This window comes from Blastococcus tunisiensis, assembly GCF_900112815.1.
Classification (GTDB): Bacteria; Actinomycetota; Actinomycetes; order Mycobacteriales; family Geodermatophilaceae; genus Blastococcus_B; species Blastococcus_B tunisiensis.
In genome coordinates, this window is record NZ_FOND01000006.1 from 206,902 (window position 1) to 226,223 (window position 19,322).

The 19,322-nt window shown below is 75.2% G+C and carries 13 protein-coding genes; 8 read left to right on the forward strand and 5 right to left on the reverse strand.

What is annotated here, in order from left to right; all coding sequences use genetic code 11:
- The first annotated feature begins 62 nt into the window (after positions 1–62).
- Entirely contained in the window at positions 63–1,787 is a 1,725-nt protein-coding gene (locus BM142_RS10155; protein WP_092196976.1) for a GAF domain-containing sensor histidine kinase, read from the forward strand.
- A gap of 16 nt (positions 1,788–1,803) precedes the next feature.
- On the opposite strand, the gene BM142_RS10160 is transcribed toward BM142_RS10155, so the two are convergent.
- The gene (locus BM142_RS10160; RefSeq protein ID WP_092196979.1) at positions 1,804–2,478 is read right to left on the reverse strand and encodes a response regulator; all 675 of its coding nucleotides are present in this window, start codon (positions 2,476–2,478) and stop codon (positions 1,804–1,806) included.
- 234 nt (positions 2,479–2,712) lie between these two features.
- Between BM142_RS10160 and BM142_RS10165 the strand changes: the two genes are divergently transcribed.
- Positions 2,713–3,252 carry a flavodoxin domain-containing protein gene (locus BM142_RS10165; protein WP_092197141.1) on the forward strand — a complete coding sequence of 180 codons (540 nt, stop codon included), beginning with the start codon at positions 2,713–2,715 and terminating at the stop codon, positions 3,250–3,252.
- A 137-nt stretch (positions 3,253–3,389) separates the two neighbouring features.
- Positions 3,390–4,388: an Acg family FMN-binding oxidoreductase gene (locus BM142_RS10170; RefSeq protein ID WP_092196982.1), complete on the forward strand. Its 999-nt coding sequence runs from the start codon at positions 3,390–3,392 to the stop codon at positions 4,386–4,388.
- A 20-nt stretch (positions 4,389–4,408) separates the two neighbouring features.
- On the opposite strand, the gene BM142_RS10175 is transcribed toward BM142_RS10170, so the two are convergent.
- Together BM142_RS10175 and BM142_RS10180 are read right to left on the reverse strand one after the other, a co-directional pair.
- Positions 4,409–6,859 carry a cation-translocating P-type ATPase gene (locus BM142_RS10175; protein ID WP_092196985.1) on the reverse strand — a complete coding sequence of 817 codons (2,451 nt, stop codon included), beginning with the start codon at positions 6,857–6,859 and terminating at the stop codon, positions 4,409–4,411.
- Positions 6,860–7,033: 174 nt separating this feature from the next.
- Positions 7,034–9,694: a GNAT family N-acetyltransferase gene (locus BM142_RS10180; protein WP_092196988.1), complete on the reverse strand. Its 2,661-nt coding sequence runs from the start codon at positions 9,692–9,694 to the stop codon at positions 7,034–7,036.
- A 251-nt stretch (positions 9,695–9,945) separates the two neighbouring features.
- On the opposite strand from BM142_RS10180, the gene BM142_RS10185 reads away from it, so the two are divergent.
- From BM142_RS10185 to BM142_RS10195, 3 genes are read left to right on the forward strand one after another with little or no spacing between them, the layout of a single operon-like run.
- Positions 9,946–11,463, forward strand: a complete 1,518-nt coding sequence (locus BM142_RS10185) for a long-chain-fatty-acid--CoA ligase (protein WP_092196991.1) — start codon at positions 9,946–9,948, stop codon at positions 11,461–11,463.
- A 14-nt stretch (positions 11,464–11,477) separates the two neighbouring features.
- Positions 11,478–12,944, forward strand: a complete 1,467-nt coding sequence (locus BM142_RS10190) for a WS/DGAT/MGAT family O-acyltransferase (protein WP_254790751.1) — start codon at positions 11,478–11,480, stop codon at positions 12,942–12,944.
- A gap of 49 nt (positions 12,945–12,993) precedes the next feature.
- A complete protein-coding gene (locus BM142_RS10195) occupies positions 12,994–13,896 on the forward strand; it encodes a hypothetical protein (protein ID WP_092196996.1) in 903 nt (300 codons plus the stop codon).
- 12 nt (positions 13,897–13,908) lie between these two features.
- Here the strand turns inward: BM142_RS10195 and BM142_RS10200 are convergent, their stop codons facing one another.
- A complete protein-coding gene (locus BM142_RS10200) occupies positions 13,909–14,949 on the reverse strand; it encodes a zinc-binding dehydrogenase (protein WP_092197148.1) in 1,041 nt (346 codons plus the stop codon).
- Between the two features lie 253 nt (positions 14,950–15,202).
- Between BM142_RS10200 and BM142_RS10205 the strand changes: the two genes are divergently transcribed.
- The gene (locus BM142_RS10205; protein ID WP_217640661.1) at positions 15,203–17,638 is read left to right on the forward strand and encodes a glycoside hydrolase family 65 protein; all 2,436 of its coding nucleotides are present in this window, start codon (positions 15,203–15,205) and stop codon (positions 17,636–17,638) included.
- A gap of 157 nt (positions 17,639–17,795) precedes the next feature.
- On the opposite strand, the gene BM142_RS10210 is transcribed toward BM142_RS10205, so the two are convergent.
- Complete coding sequence (locus BM142_RS10210; RefSeq protein WP_092197002.1) at positions 17,796–18,668, reverse strand: alpha/beta fold hydrolase; 873 nt, start codon at positions 18,666–18,668, stop codon at positions 17,796–17,798.
- 191 nt (positions 18,669–18,859) lie between these two features.
- On the opposite strand from BM142_RS10210, the gene BM142_RS10215 reads away from it, so the two are divergent.
- Complete coding sequence (locus BM142_RS10215; protein ID WP_092197005.1) at positions 18,860–19,237, forward strand: hypothetical protein; 378 nt, start codon at positions 18,860–18,862, stop codon at positions 19,235–19,237.
- Positions 19,238–19,322 lie beyond the last annotated feature (85 nt).

A 19,322-nucleotide genomic window follows, 5' to 3' on the forward strand; every position in this document is an offset into this window, starting at 1 on the left:
GCGCCTCCCTACCCTTGGCGAGCGGTACGTGACAGGCTCCGGATCCGAGGGGGTGACCCGGCATGACGTCTCGTGGTCGGGAGAGGACGGAGACCCCGACGAGCGCGGCGACGGCGCTGTCGGGCATGCGACTGACCGAGCTGCTCGACGAGGTGCAGGACCGGCTCTCCGTCGTCGCCCGCACCCAGTCGCGGGTGCAGAACCTGCTCGACGCCTTCCTGAGCGTCTCGACCGGTCTCGACCTGGACACCACCCTCCGCCGGATCGTCACCGCGGCGGCCGATCTGGTGGACGCCCGGTACGGCGCCCTGGGGGTGCTCGCACGGGGCGGCAGCGGGCTCGCCGCCTTCATCCACGTCGGCATCGACGAGGAGACCGCGCGGCGGCTCGGGTCGCTCCCCGAGGGCAAGGGGGTGCTCGGGCAGCTGATCACCGAGCCGTACCCGTTGCGCATCCCGGACCTCGGCCGGCACCCGTCGTCCGTCGGTTTCCCGCCGGGTCACCCGGCGATGCACAGCTTCCTCGGGGTCCCCGTCCTGGTGCGTGGTGAGGTATTCGGCAACCTTTACATGACCGAGAAGCGGCACGGGGAGTTCACCGCCGAGGACGAGGCCGTGCTCACCGCGCTGGCCGGGGCGGCCGGGATCGCGATCGACAACGCCCGCCTGTACGAGGAGGGCGAGGAACGGCGCCGGTGGCTGACGGCGGTCTCCGACGTCCGGGCGGCTCTCCTCGGAACAGCCTCACCGGACGAGGCTCTCCGGTTGATCGCGGACCAGGTGGCCACCCTCACCGGCGCTGACGCCACCCTGCTGGCCCTCGGCCCGGACCCCGAGGACGCCTGCTACACCGTCGTCGCGCACCTGGGTGCAGACCTCCACGACCTGACCGGTACGCGGCTCGCGGCCACCGGGAGCCCCGTGCTCGAGGCCCTGGAGGCCGCTGAGGAGGTGGTGGCGGTCGACCTCAGCGGGCTGCCCTACGAGGGCGTGAACGACCACATCGCCTGGGGGCACTGCCTCGGCATCCCGCTGCGGATGTCGCACACCGAGGACGCCGTCGTGATCGTGGCCCGCTACGCGGGCGGCGAGCCCTTCGACGACACCGTGGCGCCGCTGATCGCCGCCTTCGCCGACCAGGCCTCCGCAGCCCTGGACAACGCGGCGCGTCAGCGCCTCGCCCGCCAGCTGGACGTCTACGAGGACCGCGACCGCATCGCCCGGGACCTGCACGACCTGGTCATCCAGCGGGTGTTCGCCGCCGGCCTGGCCCTGCAGTCGGTGCTCCCCCGGGTGAGCGACGCGGAGGTGCGGCACCGGGTGCAGGGGGTCGTGGGACAGCTGGACGAGACCGTGCGCGACATCCGGACGACGATCTTCGACCTGCACACCACCGACTCGGTGGAGAGGGAGGAGAGCCTCCGCCGGCGCATCCTGGACATCGTGACCGCGACGGCCCGCGACGTCCTGCAGCCCACGGTCCGGATGTCCGGCGCCGTGGACAGCCTGGTCACCGGTGAGCTGGCCGCCGACGTGGAGGCGGTCGTCCGCGAGGCGGTCAGCAACGCGGCCCGGCACTCCGGCGGCCGGCACGTGACGGTCACCCTGGACGTGGCCGACGACGTCGTCGTCGAGGTGGTCGACGACGGGCAGGGCATCGACGAGCGGGCCGCCCGCAGCGGGCTGCGCAACCTGGAGCAGCGCGCCCGCCGGCGGGGCGGGGACGCGACCGTGGAGCCGCTGCCCGATGGGGGAACCCGGCTGCGCTGGCACGCGCCGCTGCGCTGACCCGGGCTCGGCGGTGTCAGCCGCGACGGGGGGCGGGGGCCGGTCCGCGCAGCTCGGTGGCGAGCACGGCCGCCTGGGTGCGCCGCTCCAGCCCGAGCTTGGCCAGCAGGTGGGAGACGTAGTTCTTGACGGTCTTCTCCGCCAGGAACATCCGCTCGCCGATCTGGCGGTTGGTCAGCCCCTCGCCGATCAGCTCCAGCACGGTCCGCTCCTGCTCGCTCAGCTTGGCCAGCGGCCCCGCCGGTTCCGCCGCCCGGCGCATGCGCTCCAGCACGGCCGTGGTCGCCGTCGGGTCCAGCAGCGACCCGCCCGCGGCGACCGTGCGGACGGCGGAGACCAGGTCCGTGCCCAGGATCTGCTTGAGCAGGTAGCCGGAGGCGCCGGCCATGATCGCCTCGAACAGCGCCTCGTCGTCGCTGTAGCTGGTCAGCATGATGACCTTCAGGTCGGGCATGCGGGAGCGGAGCTCGCGGCAGACGCTCACCCCGTCCCCGTCGGGCAGCCGGACGTCGAGCACCGCCACGTCGGGACGGAGGGCCGGCACCCGTGCGAGGGCCTCGGAGGCGTTCTTGGCCTCGCCGATGACGGTGATCGACGGGTCGCTCTCGAGCACGTCGGCCACTCCCCTGCGTACCACCTCGTGGTCGTCGAGGAGGAACACCGTGATCGAGTCCTGCTGCTCCGAGGTCACCGAGATCCGTCCAGCGCGTCGTGGCCGCAGAGTCGCGGCGTCCGTGCGGAGCCGCCGGGAGGGGCCCTCGGCGCCAGGCTAGGTGGTGGGCGATCCGCGCGCCGCAGGACCAAGGTCCCGAACCGCCGGGCCGGTCGGCCTCACGCACCAGGCCCCGCACGGGCGACGTCCGGCCCTCTCGACCGGGTACTCGGACCCTCTCCCGTCCCCGTGCTCCACGGCACCCTCGGCCGCATGGAGGAGACCACCCGCGTGCTGGTCGGCTATGCCACCGCGAACGGTTCCACGGCCGGCGTGGCCGAGCGGATCGCCACCGGCCTGCGCGGCGCCGGCCGCGAGGTGGACTGCCGTCCGGTCGGGCCGGACCTCGCACCGGACCGCTACGACGCGGTCGTGCTCGGCAGCGCCGTCCACGACATGGCCTGGCTGCCGCCCGCCGTCGACTTCGTGCACCGGATGAGCAGCACGGTGCCGACGTGGTTCTTCAGCGTCGGCGGCGTGCAGCCGGCCGGCCCCCTCACCCGCCGCCTCGCCGCCGGGGAGGTCGCCCGCGTGGAGCGCGGATTCCCGCCGGAATTCCGGAACAGGGAGCACCGGCTCTTCGCGGGCGTCGTGCGGATGGCCGGGCTGGCCCTCTGGGGACGCCTCTTCTGGCGGCTCATCGGCGGCCGGGACGGCGACCACCGCGACTGGCCGGCGATCGACGCCTGGGCCCGCGACATCGGCACCGACCTGGCCGGGCGCGGCGACCGGCAGGAGCGCGCCCCGAGCTGATGGTCCGGTGGCGGATGCGGTGCACCCCGGATGGCGAGGAGGGCCGACGGACCCGTCGGGCGGGGACCTCGGCCACTCCACGGGCGTGGCCGGTGACCGGATGCTCGGCACCTGACCACGCGACACGAGGAGACGCCGTGCTGACCGCTTCCCTGGACCGCACCACTGCCCGCGCGGCGATCGCCCTGGCCAACCGGGCGCCGTCGGTGCACAACTCCCAGCCCTGGCGGTGGCGGATCGAGCCGGCGTCGATCCACCTGTTCGCCGACCCCTCCCGCGCCCTGCCGGCGACCGATCCCGAGGGCCGGGACCTGCGGCTCAGCTGCGGCGCGGCCCTGCACCACCTCCGCGTCGCCCTCCTGGCAGCCGGCCTGGCGACCACCGTCCACCGCCTCCCCAACCCGGCGCTCCCGGACCACCTCGCGGCGGTGGAGGTGCTCTCGGGCGTTCCCTCCCCCGACGACCTGGCTCTCGCGCGGGCGATCGAGACGCGGCGCAGCGACCGGCGGATGTTCTCCTCCTGGCCGGTGCCGTCCCAGATGCTCGACGTGCTCGTGCACGACGCGGACCGCCAGGGCGCCCGGCTGGACGTCCTGGAACGCGACTCGCACCGGTACGCCGTCGCCCGCCTCGTCGAGCACGCCGCCGTCCAGCAGGCCCTCACCCCGGACCTGGCGGAGGAGACGGCGGAGTGGACCGGCCGCAGCCGTGGCGCCCGCGAGGGGGTTCCCGCCGCCAACGTCCCCGCGGCACCGGAGGGAACCGTCCCCGTCCGGCACTTCGCCGCCGGCGGCCAGGAGCAGAGCGTGCTGGGGCGCCACGAGTCCGACGGCACGGTCCTCGCGCTGCTGTCCACGGCAGGGGACGACCCGCTCGACCAGCTCCGGGCCGGTGAGGCGCTCAGCGCCGTGCTGCTGGCGGCCACCCGCTTCGGGCTGGCCACCGATCCGGTCAGCCAGCCCCTCGAGGTGGCCGCCACGCGCGCGGAGCTCCGGTCCTCGGTGCTCGGCGGGACGGCATCTCCCCAGCTGCTGCTCCGGATGGGGTGGGCGCCGATCAGCGCCACACCCGTGCCGCCGACCGGCCGTCGCCCCGTCACCGACACGATCGACCGTCTCGACGCCTCGCCGCGATAGGCACTGCCCGCACCGTCCCGTCAGCGTCGGTGCAGCCGCCGGACGAGCAGGTACAGGCCGGAGGGGATCAGCGCGGCGGTGACGGCGACGCCGAACTCGGCCACCGACAGGGCGTCCGTGCGCAGCAGGTCGGAGAGGCCGGGCAGGTAGACGCCACCCAGCAGGAGCAGCACGTTGCCCACCGCCGCGGCCGGCAGCCATCCCCCGCCGTCGGAGAACCCCCGGCGCCACGCCCCCGGCGGCCGCAGGGCGAGCGCGAGGACGAGCTGGGCGGCGGTCAGCGTGACGAACAGCTGCGTCTGCCACGGGCCGTCCGTCGACCGGGACCACCCGGCCACCCCCAGGCAGACGACCGCGATCGCCGTGGCCAGACCCGCCACCTGCCACACGAGCGGACGGTCGAACACCCCGTCGGTGGGCCGGCGCGGTGGCCGGGTGAGCACGTCCGGAGCGGCGGGCTCGGCGCCCATCGCCACGCCGACCGGCCCGTGCGTGAGCAGGTTGACCCACAGCACCTGCGCGGGCAGCAGCGGGAGCGCCAGCCCGAAGAACGGTCCCAACAACATGACGAGCACCTCGCTGACGCCGCCGGCGATGCCGTAGCCGACGAAGCGCCGCACGTTGTCGTACACCCGCCGGCCCTCGCCGATGGCCGCGGTCACGGTGGCCAGGCTGTCGTCGGCGAGGACCAGGTCGGCGGCCTCCTTGGCCACCTCGGTGCCGCGCTGCCCCATCGCCACCCCGATGTCGGCGGCCCGCAGCGCCGGCGCGTCGTTCACGCCGTCCCCGGTCATGGCCACCACGTGCCCCTCGGCCTGCCAGCCGAGCACCAGCCGGAGCTTGCCCTCCGGCTCCACCCGGGCCAGCACGTTCGCCTCCACCGGATGCCGGTCGTCGACGAGGCCGACGGCGCGCGCGACCGCCTCCGCGGTTCCCGCGTGGTCGCCGGTCACCAGGACCGGGCGGATCCCGGCGCGGTGGCACGAGGCGATGGCAGCGGCGGCCTCCGGCCGGACCGGATCGTCCAGCGCGATCAGCCCGGACAGGCGGCCGTCCTGGGCGACGGCCAGCACCCGGCGGCCCTCGCCTGCCCAACGCCCGGCCACCGCATCCGCCTCCTCCGCTCCGTCGAGGCCGGACAGCAGGACCTCCGGAGCCCCCTTGGTGACGGCCGTCGTGCGTCCGGCCGGCGTCCGGTGCTCCGTGCGCATCCGCCGGGTCTGCGCGTCGAACGGCTCCTCGCGCAGCCGTGGGCACGCGGCGCGCACCGCCGCGACGTCGATCCCCGCGGCCAGGGCGACCCTCACCAGCGAGGTCTCGGTGTCGGCCGAACCGGCCTCACCGGCCTCGCCCGCCCCGCTCGGGTCGGCGTCGTTGCAGAGCGCGGCGGCCTCGAGCAGAGCGCGGGTCGCCGCGGGCACCGGCCCGCCGAGAGGCACGTCGCCGTCGGCCGGGGTCCAGGCCCGGTCGGCCACCATGGCCCCGCGGGTCAGCGTGCCCGTCTTGTCCGTGGCGAGCAGGGTGACCGAGCCCAGGGTCTCCACGGACGGCAGCGTCCGCGCGATGGCGCCCCGGCGGGTCATCCGGGCCGCCCCGCCCGCCAGTGCCAGCGTGACGACGGCGGGCAGGGAGTCCGGCACCGCGGCGGCCGCGAGGGCCGCGGCCGCCACGGCCGTCGTACCCCACGGCTGCCCGCGCAGCAGGCCGGACGCGACGAACACCAGGCAGGCCAGCGCGACACCGATCGCGATCTGGCGGCCCAGCCGGTCGAGCCGCCGCTGCAGGGGCGTGTCCGGGGACGCCTCCTCCTGGACGAGCACCGCCACCCGCCCGAGGGCGCTGGTCCCGCCGGTCGCGACGACGACGGCCTCGCCGCTCCCCCGCACGACCCGGCTGCCTGCGTGCACCATGCCCGCGCGGTCGCCCAGCGGCCCCTCCTCCGGGGAGACCGCCTCTGCCGTGCGCTCGACGGGTAGGGACTCACCGGTCAGGAGTGCCTCGTCGACCTGCAGCCCGGTGCCGTGCAGGAGCCGGGCATCGGCGCCCACCACGTCGCCGGCGGCCAGGCGCAGGACGTCGCCGCGGACCAGGTCGCGGGTGGGGATCCACACGTCCCGGCCCTGCCGCTGCACCCGGGCGCTGGGCGCGACCAGCGCGTCCAGCCCCCGGACCGCCCGCAGCGCCTTGCGCTCCTGGACGACGCCCAGCGTGGTGTTGACCACGACGACCAGGAGGATCACCGCGCAGTCGATGAAGTCGCCGATCACCGCCGTCAGGACGGCGGCGCCGAGGAGCACCAGGATCAGCGTGTCGGTCAGCTGCCCGAGCACCGACCTCAGCAGCGGGACCGGCCGGCGGGTCTGCACCTCGTTCGGGCCGTCGGCGGCCAGCCGGGCGGCCGCGGTCGCGTCGTCGAGGCCGGTGCCGGGATCGACCCCGAGCTCGGCCAGCACCTCGGTGGGGGCCCGCATCCACGGAGCGTGCGGCAGGACGGTCGCGGAGCGGGGCGAGGCCTGCCGCCCGGACCGGGGAGGAGCGGAGCCAGGCGTCACCCCGGCAGCCTGTCGAGGTCGTTCCGCCGCGCCCCAGGGCACGAGGTCCCGGGCGGGGACGGGCAGAGGGCCTCCTGCCCTGGCGCCCGGCGCTCACCCGTCGCGGGGCGCGACCCTGACCCGCACGTCCAGCGCGACGCTGCTCTCCGGGGTCACGACGAGCGGGTTGACGTCGATCTCCACGATCTCCGGCAGCGCGTCGGCCAGCCAGGCCACCCGCCGGACGCAGTCGCGGATGCCGGCCAGGTCGAGCGATCGCCCGTGGCCGGTCCCGAACAGCTCGGTCGCGACGAGCATGTCGTCCACGTCGGCGTCCGTGGGCGGCGCCAGCCGGTGCACCCGGTGACCGAGTGCGTCGGTCGCCCGGCCCCCGGGGCCGAGGGCGACGACCGGTCCCGCCGAGGGGTCGCGGACGGCGCCGACCAGGAGCTCGTCCCCGGGCGCCACCAGGGGCTGGACGACGGCCCCGACCCACCGCGGTCCGGCCCGGCCGGCCCACTCGGCGACCGTCCGGCCCGCCTCTCCCGCGTCGGTGACCGGCAGCCGGAGCAGCCCGGCGTCCCCCTTGTGCACGACGCCGTCCACCACCCCCTTGAGCGCGACCGGTCCGCGCGTCCGCCGGACCGCGGCGATCGCCTCCTCCGCGGTGGTGACCCAGGTGATCGGCACCGCCGGGATGCCCGCCGCGCGGCAGAGCGCATCCACCTCCAGCGGCAGCAGCCAGCCGCCGGACGGCAGGCGGGTCCGCGCAGCGGCGACCACCTGGTGCGCGCGGTGGATGTCGATGTCCTCCGGGACGGTCGGCGGTCCGGGGCGCCGGGACAGCCACGCCCGCCGCCGCACCGCGACGCCGAGGGCACGGGCGGCCAGCCCCGGCTCGTTCACCGACACGAGGAACCGGCCGGGCGGCGCACCGGCGAGCTCGATCCGCTCCACCGTGGTCGGCCGGACCAGTTGCACGTCGATCAGCGCCGTCGCCGTCCCCCGCACGGCGGCCGCCGCGGCCGCGGCCGGGACACCGACGGCGGGATCGCTCACCGCGGTCGGGGCGGTGACGGTGAGGACGGCGCCCACCTCGGGGCTGTCCAGCAGGCAGCCGAGGGCCGCGGCGAAGGCGTCCGCGCCCACCGCCGCACCGGCGTCGACGGGGTTGCCCACGCTCGCCAGCGGCGGCAGCACGGCGCGCAGCCGGGCCTGGAGGCCCGCGGACAGCGGGTCGACCGTGAGGCCGGCTGCGGTGCAGGCGTCCGCGGCCAGCACCCCTCCCCCGCCGACGTTGGTCAGGACGGCGACGGACGGCCCCTCGGGCAAGGGCTGGCCCTGGAGCAGCCCGATCGCGGTGGCCATGCTGGGGAGGTCCGGCAGGACCTGGATGCCACCGGAGGCGTAGGCCGCCTCCCGGAGCGCCCGCGGGGTCGCCGCGCGCGCCGTGTGCGACGCGGCGGCCCGCTGCCCCGCCGACGAGGTCCCCGCCGGCAGCGCGAGCACCGGCACCCTGGCCGACAGGTGCGTCGCGGTGCGGATCAGGCCGCGGAGGTCCGGCTCGGACTCGGCGTAGAGGACGACGAGCGCGGTGCCGGGGTCCTCGTCGAACCAGGCCAGGACGTCGCGGGCCCCGACGTCCAGCGCGTCGCCGATGGCCACCATGGCCGACAGCCCCATGCCCAGGCGGCGCCACTCGCTGACGGTGGCGATGGCGATGCCGCCGGACTGGGCCACCAGCCCGATGTCGCCGGCCGGGGCCAGCTGGTCGGTGAACGTGGTGTCCAGCCGGCCGCCGTCCCCCGGCCCGACGACGCCCACCGTGTTGGGACCCACGACGCGCATCGCGTAGCGGTCGGCCAGCGTCCGGACCTCCCCGGTCAGTCCCGGGACGTCGCCGAGCCCGGACGTGATGAGCACGACCGCCCGGACGCCGTGCTCCCCGCACTCCTGGAGGACGGCGGCGACCGCGGTGGCCGGCACGGTCACGACCGCGAGGTCGACCGTGCACGGCACGGCGGCGATCGACGGCCAGCACGGCGTGCCCTCGAGCTGCCCCGCGTGGGGGTTCACCGCGACCACCGCCCCCTCGAACCCGGCCTCCCGGAGGCTGCGCAGCACCGCGCGGCCGACGGAGCCCTCGCCCCGGCCGGCGCCCACGACCGCGACCGTGGCCGGCCGGAGGATCGGCCGCAGGCTGGCCGCGGCGGCCCTGCGGTGCCGGTCCTCGCTGGCCGCCGCGTAGCGCTCGTCGCCGTGCAGCATGACCTCGATGCGTGCCTCCGGCCCCTGGCGGGAGAACTCCACGGGCAGGCCGAGGTCGGACAGCACGCGCGTCATCGGCCCGTTCTCGGCGAGCACGTCCGCGACGAGCCGCTGGATGCCCGCACCGACCGCCACGGCCGCCAGCTCCTCGAGCAGGACCGTGCCCACACCGTGGGAGTGCCACGCGGAGTCGACCACCGCGGCCACCTCGGCGACGTCGGCCTCCACGGGCACGAACTGGACCGCGCCGACGAGCCGGTCGCGCACCCGGGCACCGAGCGAGACGGCGCCGTGGGCCCCGCCGAGCGTCCGCTCCAGGTAGCCGCGCAGGTCCGCCGGGTGCAGCGTGCTGAACCGGAGATAGCGGTCCCGGTCCGACAGCCTGTCGTGCAGGTCGAGGCAGTCGGGCAGGTCGCTCGGGCCGAGCCGGTACAGCAGCGCCGGGGAGCCGTCCGCCAGCAGCACGCGGGTCGGCGTCCTGGGCCCGGCCGGGCCTGCCTCCTCCATCTGCGGTTTCTCCGTCCTCCGGCCGGCGGTGAGGGCACGCGGCGACCCGCACCGGTCGACGCGGTCTGGCCGCTCACGGTCGACGGCGAGCGCCCCTGATGGGCAGGGACCAAGGACCTGCGCGTCCCGGTCCTACGTCCACCGCTCACCCGGCGGGACGGAGGTCCCTTCCGGAGCGGCCTTCCGGCCGCCGCGTCGCCGGGTGCCGCCGCCGACAGTGGGCCGTGCACCGGTCCGACCGAGGAGGTCACGTGTCCCTGAACCTGGCGATGATGCTGCGCGAGTCGGCGAACACCCATCCCGAGAAGGCCGCCGTCCTGTTCGACGGCGGCAGCGTGAGCTACGTCGAGCTGGACACCGCCTCCGACCGCGTCGCGGCCGGACTGGTCGGCCGGGGGCTCCGGCCCGGGGACGCGGTGGCCCTGCAGCTGCCCAACGTGCCGGAGTTCGTGGTCGCCTACTTCGGCATCCTCAAGGCCGGCTGCGTCGCAGTCCCCGTCAACCTGCTGTTCAAGGCGGCCGAGGTCGGCTACGTCCTGGCCGACTCCGGGGCCCGGCTGCTCATCACCTGGGCCGGGGTCGCCGAGGAGGCGGCCAAGGGCGCGGCCGACGCCGGGGTGTCGGAGGTCTTCGTCCTGCCGATCCCGGGCACGCCTCGCCCGGGCGTGGGACACGCGTTCGGCCAGCTGCTCGAGACCGCCGTCATCGGCCCGCCGCCGCTGCACCAGTCCGACCCCGGCGACACCGCCGTCATCGTCTACACCGCCGGCACGACCGGCCGGCCCAAGGGGGCCGAGCTGACCCACTTCCAGCTGTTCATGAACGCCGACACCCCCGGCCGGCTGTTCGGCATCCGGGACGAGGACGTCGTGCTCGTCGTCCTCCCGCTCTTCCACGTGTTCGGGCTGTCGAGCATCCTGGACGTCTGCGTCCGGTTCGCCGCGACGATGTCCCTGGTGCCGCGCTTCGATCCGGCGAAGGTCCTCGAGGTGATCGCGCGCGACCGGGTGACCGTCTTCGAGGGCGTGCCGACGATGTACATCGCGCTGCTCAACCACCCCGACCGCGACCGCCACGACACCTCCTCGCTCCGGGTCGGCGTCTCCGGTGGTGCGCCGATCCCCGCGGAGGTCATCGACGAGGTCGAGCGCACCTTCGGCATCGTCGTCCTGGAGGGCTACGGCCTGTCGGAGACGGCGTCCACGACGACGTTCAACGTGAGCGCGGAGGAGCGCCGGATCTACAGCGTCGGCAAGCCGATCTACGGCGTGGAGGTGCAGGTGTGGGATGCCGACGGTGAGGTGCTGCCGCCGGGCCCGGAGCACGTGGGCGAGCTGGTGGTGCGCGGGGTCAACGTCATGCGGGGCTACCACGGCAACCCGGCGGCGACCCGTGAGGCGATGGCCGGCGGCTGGTTCCACACCGGCGACCTGGGCTACGTCGACCGGGACGGCTTCTTCTTCGTCGTGGACCGGAAGAAGGACCTGATCATCCGCGGCGGCGAGAACGTCTACCCCCGCGAGGTGGAGGACGTCCTCTACACCCATCCCGCGGTCGCCGAGGCCGCCGTCGTCGGGATCCCCGACGACCGGCTGGGCCAGGAGGTCAAGGCCGTGGTCGCGTTGCGGCCCGGCCGCACCGTGACCGAGGCCGAGCTCGTCGGCTACGTCCGGGAGCGGGTCGCCTCCTACAAGTACCCGCGCTCGGTGGAGTTTCGCGAACACCTGCCCATGAACGCCACCGGCAAGATCCTCAAGCGGGAGCTGTGACCGGCGTGGACCGGATGAGCCCGCTGGACGCCGCCTTCCTCCAGGCGGAGGACGAGGAGCCGGGTGCCTCCCTGGCGATCGCCTCCATCGCGGTCTTCGAGGGACCGGCACCCACGACGGCCGAGTTCCGGGCCGTGCTGACCGGACGCCTGCCACTGATCCCGCGGTACCGGCAGAAGGCCCGAGAGGTGCCGTTCGACCTCGGTCCGCCGGTCTGGGTGGACGGCGGCGCCTTCGACCTGGACTACCACCTGCGCCGCACGGCACTGCCCGCCCCGGGAGGTGACCGGGAGCTGGCGCTGCTGATGGGCCGGCTCATGTCGGCCCGGCTCGACCGCAACCGCCCCCTGTGGGAGTACTGGCTGGTGGAGGGGCTGTCCGACGACCGCTGGGCGCTGGTGTCCAAGGTGCACCACTGCATGGTCGACGGCGTGTCGGGGACCGACCTGTACCGCGTCGTCCTCGACGCGACCCCCGAACCACGGCCTCCCGTCACCGACGAGTGGCGGCCGGCGCCGGAGCCCTCCGATCTGCGGCTCACCGCCGCGGCGGCGCTCGACGCGGCCCGGCTGCCGGTCACCGCCCTTCGAGCCCTGGCCGGCGCGGCACGGTCGCCGGCTGCCCTGGGCCGGCAGGCGTGGCACACCGTCAGCGGCCTGGGCGCCCTCGCCACGGCCCTCGTGCCGGCCACGCGGTCGACGCTGTCGGGTCCCCCCTCCGCGGAGCGCCGGTTCGCCTTCGCCCGCGCGTCGGTGGCCGACGTCGGAACCGTCCGCTCCGTCCTGGGCGGCACGTTCAACGACGTGGCACTGGCCGCCGTCACCGCGGGCCTGCGCCGCCTCCTCCTGGAGCGCGGCGAGCTCCCCACGGCGCACGCGGTCCGGACGCTCATCCCGGTGTCGGTCCGCGCGCCCGGGACGGAGGACGTACGGGACAACCAGGTGTCGCTGCTCCTGGCCGAGCTGCCGGTGCACCTCGCCGATCCCGAGGAACGCCTGGCCGCCGTCCGCCAGGAGGTGGCGCGCCTCAAGGCCGAGCACGAGGCGGAGGCGGGCGCGGCGGTGGTGGAGCTGGCGCGGTACGGGCCGTTCGCCGCGGTCGCCGCCTCGGTCCGGCTGGCCGCCCACCTGCCCCAGCGGTCCATCGTCACCGTGACGACCAACGTGCCGGGCCCCCGGGAGCCGCTCTACGCCCTGGGCCGCCGGCTGGTGGAGATCATCCCCTACGTCCCGATCGCCTCGCGGCTGCGCCTGGGGGTGGCCATCTTCAGCTACTGCGGCAGCCTCACCGTGGGCATCACCGGTGACTACGACGGGGCCGCCGACGTGGAGGTGCTCGCGCAGGGCATCGAGGACGGGATGGCGGAGCTGGTCACCCTCGCCGGGGCGCGCACCCGCACCCGGGCGCCGCAGGACTCCCGCCGGACGCGACGGACCGCTCCGCGCACCGGGTCCGGGGACGCACCACGACCCCGTGGCTGACCGCGACCGACCCTGTTCCCGGGCGTCGGCGCCCCCGGACGGGGGACCCGTGGAATGGCTGTGCGCCGGCGATCCGGCCGTCCGCGCGCTCTGCCGCCGCGACGTCCTGGGCGCGGTGGTCCCCGCCGGCGCGGCGCTCACCGGTCCCCTGGTCACCGGCCTGCTCGAGGGGATCCTGGAACCCGCCGCCTCGAGTCGCCCCTACGCCAAGTGGACCGGCGCCCACTGGCGCCTGGTCTCGCTGGTCGAGCTCGGCCTGCCGCCGGGGCATCCGGAGGGGGTCACCGCCGGCGAACGGCTCCTCGGCCACTGGGCCGAGCCCCGTCGCCTGGCGGCGGTGCCGGTCGTCGCCGGCCGGGCGCGCCGGTGCGCGTCGCAGGAGGGCAACGCCGTCGCGGTGGCCTGCCGGTTGGGTCTCGGCGACGACCCCCGGGTGGCCACGCTGGCCGAACGGCTGGTGGCCTGGCAGTGGCCCGACGGCGGGTGGAACTGCGACCCCCGGCCGGAGGCCACGCACTCGTCCTTCCACGAGACCCTTCCGGCGCTGTGGGGGCTGCACGAGTTCGCCGCTGCCACGGGAGACCGGGCAGCGGGGGCGGCGGTGGGGCCGGCGGCGGAGCTGCTGCTCCGCCACGAGCTGCTGTGGTCGCGCGGCACCGGCCGCCTGATCCACCCGTCCTTCGGCCTCCCGCACTACCCGCCGTACTGGCACTACGACGTGCTCCAGGCGCTGCTCGTCCTGCACCGGGCCGGGTTCGGCGACGACCCGCGCACCGACCGGGCACGCGCCCTGCTCACCGGCCGGCGGAGGGCGGACGGCACCTGGCGCGCCGCCCGCCGGTGGTGGCGCCCACCGACCGGGCAGGGCTGGGGCGGGGAGGCGGTCGACTGGGGCGAGGACGCCGACCGGATGGTGACCCTCAACGCCCTGCGGGTCGGCGCAGGACGCTGAGGGATCCCTCGCTCACCCGCGGAGGACGGCGACCTTCAACGCGCCCGAGCCCACCGGGTCGTCGAACAGGTCGTAGGCCTGCGGCACCTCGTCGAAACCGAAGCGGTGGGTGACCATCCGGCTCACGTCGAGGCGCCCGGCCTGCAGCATCGACAGCAGCATCGGCGTGGACGTCGTGTCGACGAGCCCGGTCGTGATGGTGACGTCCTTGATCCAGAGGTCCTCGAGGTGCAGCGTCGTCGGCTTGCCGTGCACGCCCACGTTCGCGACCCGTCCGCCGGGGCGGACCACGTCGACGGCCATGTCGAAAGTGGCCGGGATGCCCACCGCCTCGATGGCCACGTCGGCCCCGAGTCCACCGGTCAGCTCCCGGACCACCGCGGCCACGTCGTCGTCCGGCGACAGCACCCGGTCGGCGCCGAAGGCGGTGGCCGCGGCGCGCCGGCTCTCCACCGGGTCGACGACGATCGTCTGCAGGGGGCTGTACAGGCCGACGGACAGGACGGCCGCGAGACCGATCGGACCCGCACCGACGATGACGACGGTGTCGCCAGGACGCACGCCGCCGTTGAGGGCGCCGACCTCGTAGGAGGTGGGCAGGATGTCGGCGAGCATGAGCGCCGCCTCGTCGGAGACGCCGTCGGGCAGCACGTGCACCGAGCCGTCGGCGAAGGGGATGCGCACGGCGTCGGCCTGGACGCCGTCGATCAGGTGCCCGAGCTGCCAGCCGCCGCCGCCCAGGCACTGGCCGTAGCGGCCCTCCCGGCAGAACCGGCAGCGGCCGCAGGAGCTGATGCACGACATGAGCACCCGGTCCCCCGCCCGCACGGTGCGGACGCCGGCGCCCACGGAGGTCACCGTCCCGACGGCCTCGTGGCCGAGCACCCGGCCCGGCTGCACCTCGGGGACGTCGCCGCGCAGGATGTGCAGGTCGGTGCCGCAGATGGTGAACGCGTCGACCCGGACGACGGCGTCCTCCGGATCGATGACCTCGGGGTCCGGGACGTCCTCCCAGGCGCGCTTGCCCGGACCGTAGTAGACCAGTGCCTTCATGAGCGTCTCCGTGTCGTCGTCGGGATCGTCGGGGGTTTCGTCGTAGGAGGCCAGTCCACGGCACGGGGCCGGCCGGGGGCACGGCCGGTCGGCCGGAAGACCGGGGTCCAAGGTCCGTGCCCCGCGCGCAGGGACCTACGTCCCCGGGAGAGGAGGACCGTCTCCCTGGCCCGCTCCCCGGGCCCCCGGGCAGGCTGACCCGGTCGATGGGGACGGGAGCCGCCATGCACGTCGGGCCGGACCGGAGTGCGCGGTGGTGCGCGGTCGGCGGCCGGGGCCGATGAACGGCTGGCTGCTCCGCTACGAGGGGTGGGACCCGGCGGCGGAGGCGCTCCGCGAGACGCTGTGTGCCTTGGGCAACGGCAGGTTCGCCACCCGCGCCGCGGCACCCGAGCGGCGGGCGGGCGACGGCTCCTACCCCGGCACCTACGTCGCCGGCGTGTTCGACCGGCTGACCGACGAGGTCGACGGGCACCGGATCTCGAACGAGAGCATCGTGAACCTGCCCGACTGGCAGTCGCTGACCTTCCGCGTCGAGGACGGCCCCTGGCTGGACCTCTGCGCCCTCACGGTGACCGGGTACGTGCAGGAGCTCGACCTGCGCCGGGGCGTCCTGACCCGCCGCTTCCGGATCGAGGACCCCGAGGGGCGGCGGACCAGGGTCGCCCAGCGGCGGCTGGTCTCCATGTCCGACCCGTGCCTCGCGGCGCTGGACTGCACCGTCCTCGCCGAGAACTGGTCGGGCCGGCTGACCGTCCGGTCCGGCCTGGACGGCACGGTCACCAACGACGGCGTGGCCCGGTACCGGGGCCTCGACGGCCGGCACCTCTCAGCGGTCGAGCCGTGCGTGCACGACCAGCTCCTCACCCTGACGGCGGAGACCCGGCAGTCGAGGATCCGGATCGGGATGGCCGCCCAGCATCGGGTGCTCGTCGAGGGAACGGCGCGGCCGGCGGTCGCCGTGCCGGTCGACGAGCCCGGCGTCGCCGCCGTCGAGCTGGCGCTCGCCATGGAGCCCGGCCGGCCCGCCACCGTGGAGAAGCTCGTCTCCCTCTGGACGTCGCGCGACCCCGGCGTCGGGGAGCCCGGCGAGGCGGCGATCGACGAGCTCGACCGCGCCGGGACCTTCGCCGACGTCCTGGCCCGCCACGAACTCGCCTGGGACCACCTGTGGTTCCGCTGCGACGTCGAGATCGAGGGACCGGCGCGCGCGTCACTGGTCCTGCGGCTGCACGTGTTCCACCTGCTGCAGACCGTCTCGCCGCACAGCGTCGACCTCGACGCCGGGATCCCGGCCCGCGGCCTGCACGGCGAGGCCTACCGGGGGCACGTGTTCTGGGACGAGATGTTCGTGCTGCCGTTCCTGCACCTGCGGCTGCCGGAGGTCGCCCGGTCCATGCTGCTGTACCGGTGGCGACGGCTTCCCCAGGCACGCGCCGCCGCACGCGCGGCCGGTCACCGGGGCGCCATGTTCCCGTGGCAGAGCGGGTCGACCGGACGCGAGGAGTCGCAGGTCCTGCACCTCAACCCCCGGTCGGGCCGCTGGCTCCCGGACAACTCCCACCTCCAGCGGCACATCGGCCTGGCCGTCGCCTACAACACCTGGCGCTACTACGAGGCCACCGGCGACACCGACTTCCTCACCGAGCACGGGGCCGAGCTGCTGCTGTCGATCGCCGCGTTCTGGGGCGACCTGGCCACCTACGACCCGGTCGACGACCGGTTCGACATCTGCGGCGTGATGGGGCCCGACGAGTACCACGACGCCCTCCCGTCCCGCGACGAGCCGGGGCTGGACGACAACGCCTACACCAACGTGATGGCCGCCTGGGCGCTGAGCCGGGCGCTGGAGTGCCTCGAGGTCCTCCCGCCGGGACGACGGCACGAGCTGCTCGACACGCTCGACATCCGCCGCGCGGACCTCGAGAGATGGCAGCACGTCAGCCGGAAGCTCCGGCTGTGCTGGACCGACGACGGCGTGCTGCTCCAGTTCCGCGGCTACGACGAGCTGGCGGAGTTCGACTGGGCCGGCTACCGGGCGCGGTACGGGGACATCAGCCGGCTCGACCGGATCCTGGAGGCCGAGGGCGACTCGACCAACCGGTACAAGCTGTCCAAGCAGGCCGACGTCCTCATGCTCTTCCAGCTGCTCACCGCCGACGAGCTGTACGCGCTCCTGGACCGGCTCGGCTACCGGCACGACCGGCGGACCATCCCGCGGACGATCGCGTACTACCTCGAGCGCACCAGCCACGGGTCGACGCTGTCGAAGGTGGTGCACTCCTGGGTGCTCGCCCGGGCGGACCGGCGCCGGGCCTGGGACTACTTCCTGGAGGCGCTCGAGAGCGACATCGCCGACGTGCAGGGCGGGACCACGGGCGAGGGCGTCCACCTGGGCGCCATGGCGGGCACCGTGGACCTGCTGGAGCGAGGGTTCACCGGTCTGGAGACCCGGGAGGACCTGCTCGGGTTCGACCCCTTCCTGCCCGATGCGCTGCGGCGGATGCGGTTCCGTCTGCGCTACCGCCGGCACACCGAGATCGAGGTGGTGATCGACCACCAGACGCTGACCGTCGGCGGGACCGCGACCCGTGCGACCGTCCTACCGGTACGGGTCCGCGACAAGGAGTTCCGGCTCGATCCGCGGGGCACCCTCGAGGTGCCGCTGCGCCACCGACGGCCCGACTAGGACCAGTGCCCCGGCTGCCAACGTTCGCCCCTGCGGGACGCGTCTGCCGCGGCCGAACAATGTGCGCTGGTCAGCAGTTCCCGGCAGGGAAGCTGCCGACTTGCGCACGATGTTCCTGGGCGTGGGCGCCTGCAGGCGAAGGTTGCCCGTCGCGGTACTAGGCCGACAGGGACCCCACGATCTCCGCCCAGTGCCGCATCGGTACCAGGTGACCCTCGCCCGCGTACGTGACCAGCCGCGCATCGGGCAGGTGGTCACGGAGCCACTCCCCGTCGGCCGGCGGCACCATCTCGTCCTTCTCCCCGTACCAGAGCTCCACCGGGCACCGGACGTCCGCCAGCTCGACGTCCCACGGGCCGGTCCAGGCGACGTTGTCCCAGGCCACGCCCATGGGGCCCTGACGCAGCCCTTCGTGCAGCACGGAGAAGAGGGTGCGTCGCAGCAGCGGGTCGGAGACCACGTCGGGATCGCTGGTTCCCCACAGCCAGTCGATCCACGGCGCCTGCTCGTCGTCCCGGACCGACACCATGAGCTGCAGCATCTCCTCGTTGCCGACGCGGAACTGCTCGGCCGCGCGGGCGGGGTCACCGGGGAGGAACGACAGCGCCCGGCGGTCGTCGTCGGTGAACGCCGCCATCGCGCCGGGCCGCAGCTGGAACGGTGCCGTTCCCCCGGCCACGCCGACGCCGGTGACCCGCTCGCCCAGCACGGCCGCGGAGGCCAGGGCGAAGGGCCCGCCGCCGGACCAGCCCAGTGCGGCGAACCGTCCGAGCCCCAGCCGGTCGGCGATCGCCCCGGCGTCACGCGCCACGCTGCGGAGGCTGAACGGCGCCAGATCCGATCCGCCGTAGCCCGGCCGGTCGACGCTCACCACGCGGACGCCCAGTTCCGACGCCACCTCGTCCCCGAAGACGACGTCGCGGCGCGACCCCGGCGTCCCGTGGAAGTAGACGATCGGGGACCCGCCGCGGTCGCCGGCGTCGCGCACCCGCACCGTGCGGCCGTCGAGGACGATGTCGAGATCGCTCATCGCGCGACCCTAGGCGGTCGACGGGTCCGCGAGGCCTCGCCCCGGGAGGAGTCCACGGCCCGCCGTCGGACCTCCGTGGCACACGCCCTCCGGCCCGCACCGGGAGGACCTCGGGCCCGGTCCCGCAGCGGCTCGGATCCGGAAGGCTCGGCCGTGTCCGGAACGACCTCACCGAGCGAAGGAGCACGGCCATGAGACTGACCGCGAGGAACATCGTCGCGACGCTGCTGGTGGCGGCGATCGTGCTGCCGTACCTGGGCTATCTCGCGTGGGGTGAGATGCCCTTCGTCCAGGATCCGCGAGGCATGGCCGCCGTCGGGCTGATCCTCGGGCTGGCCGCCGCCGCGGTCGCCGGCCGGGCGGTCCTCGCCCCGGATCCGGCGCACCGGGCCGCGCTCGGGACCGGGATCGTCGCCCTGGGTCTCGGCATCGCGGCCCTGGTGGCCGAGACCAGCGAGGCCCTCCTGGCCCTCTTCGTGGTGGCGATCGTCGCCACCTGGGCGCTCGGCGAGGTCGCCGCCCTGCGCCGGCCGGTGCCGTCCGGCCGCTCGATGGCGCACTCCGCCTGACCCGGCACGAACAGGCCGAAGGTCGCCCCACCCCCGGGACCCGCGGCCCGGGTGCGGGCCGGCCGCACCGCGCACCCTGATCGCC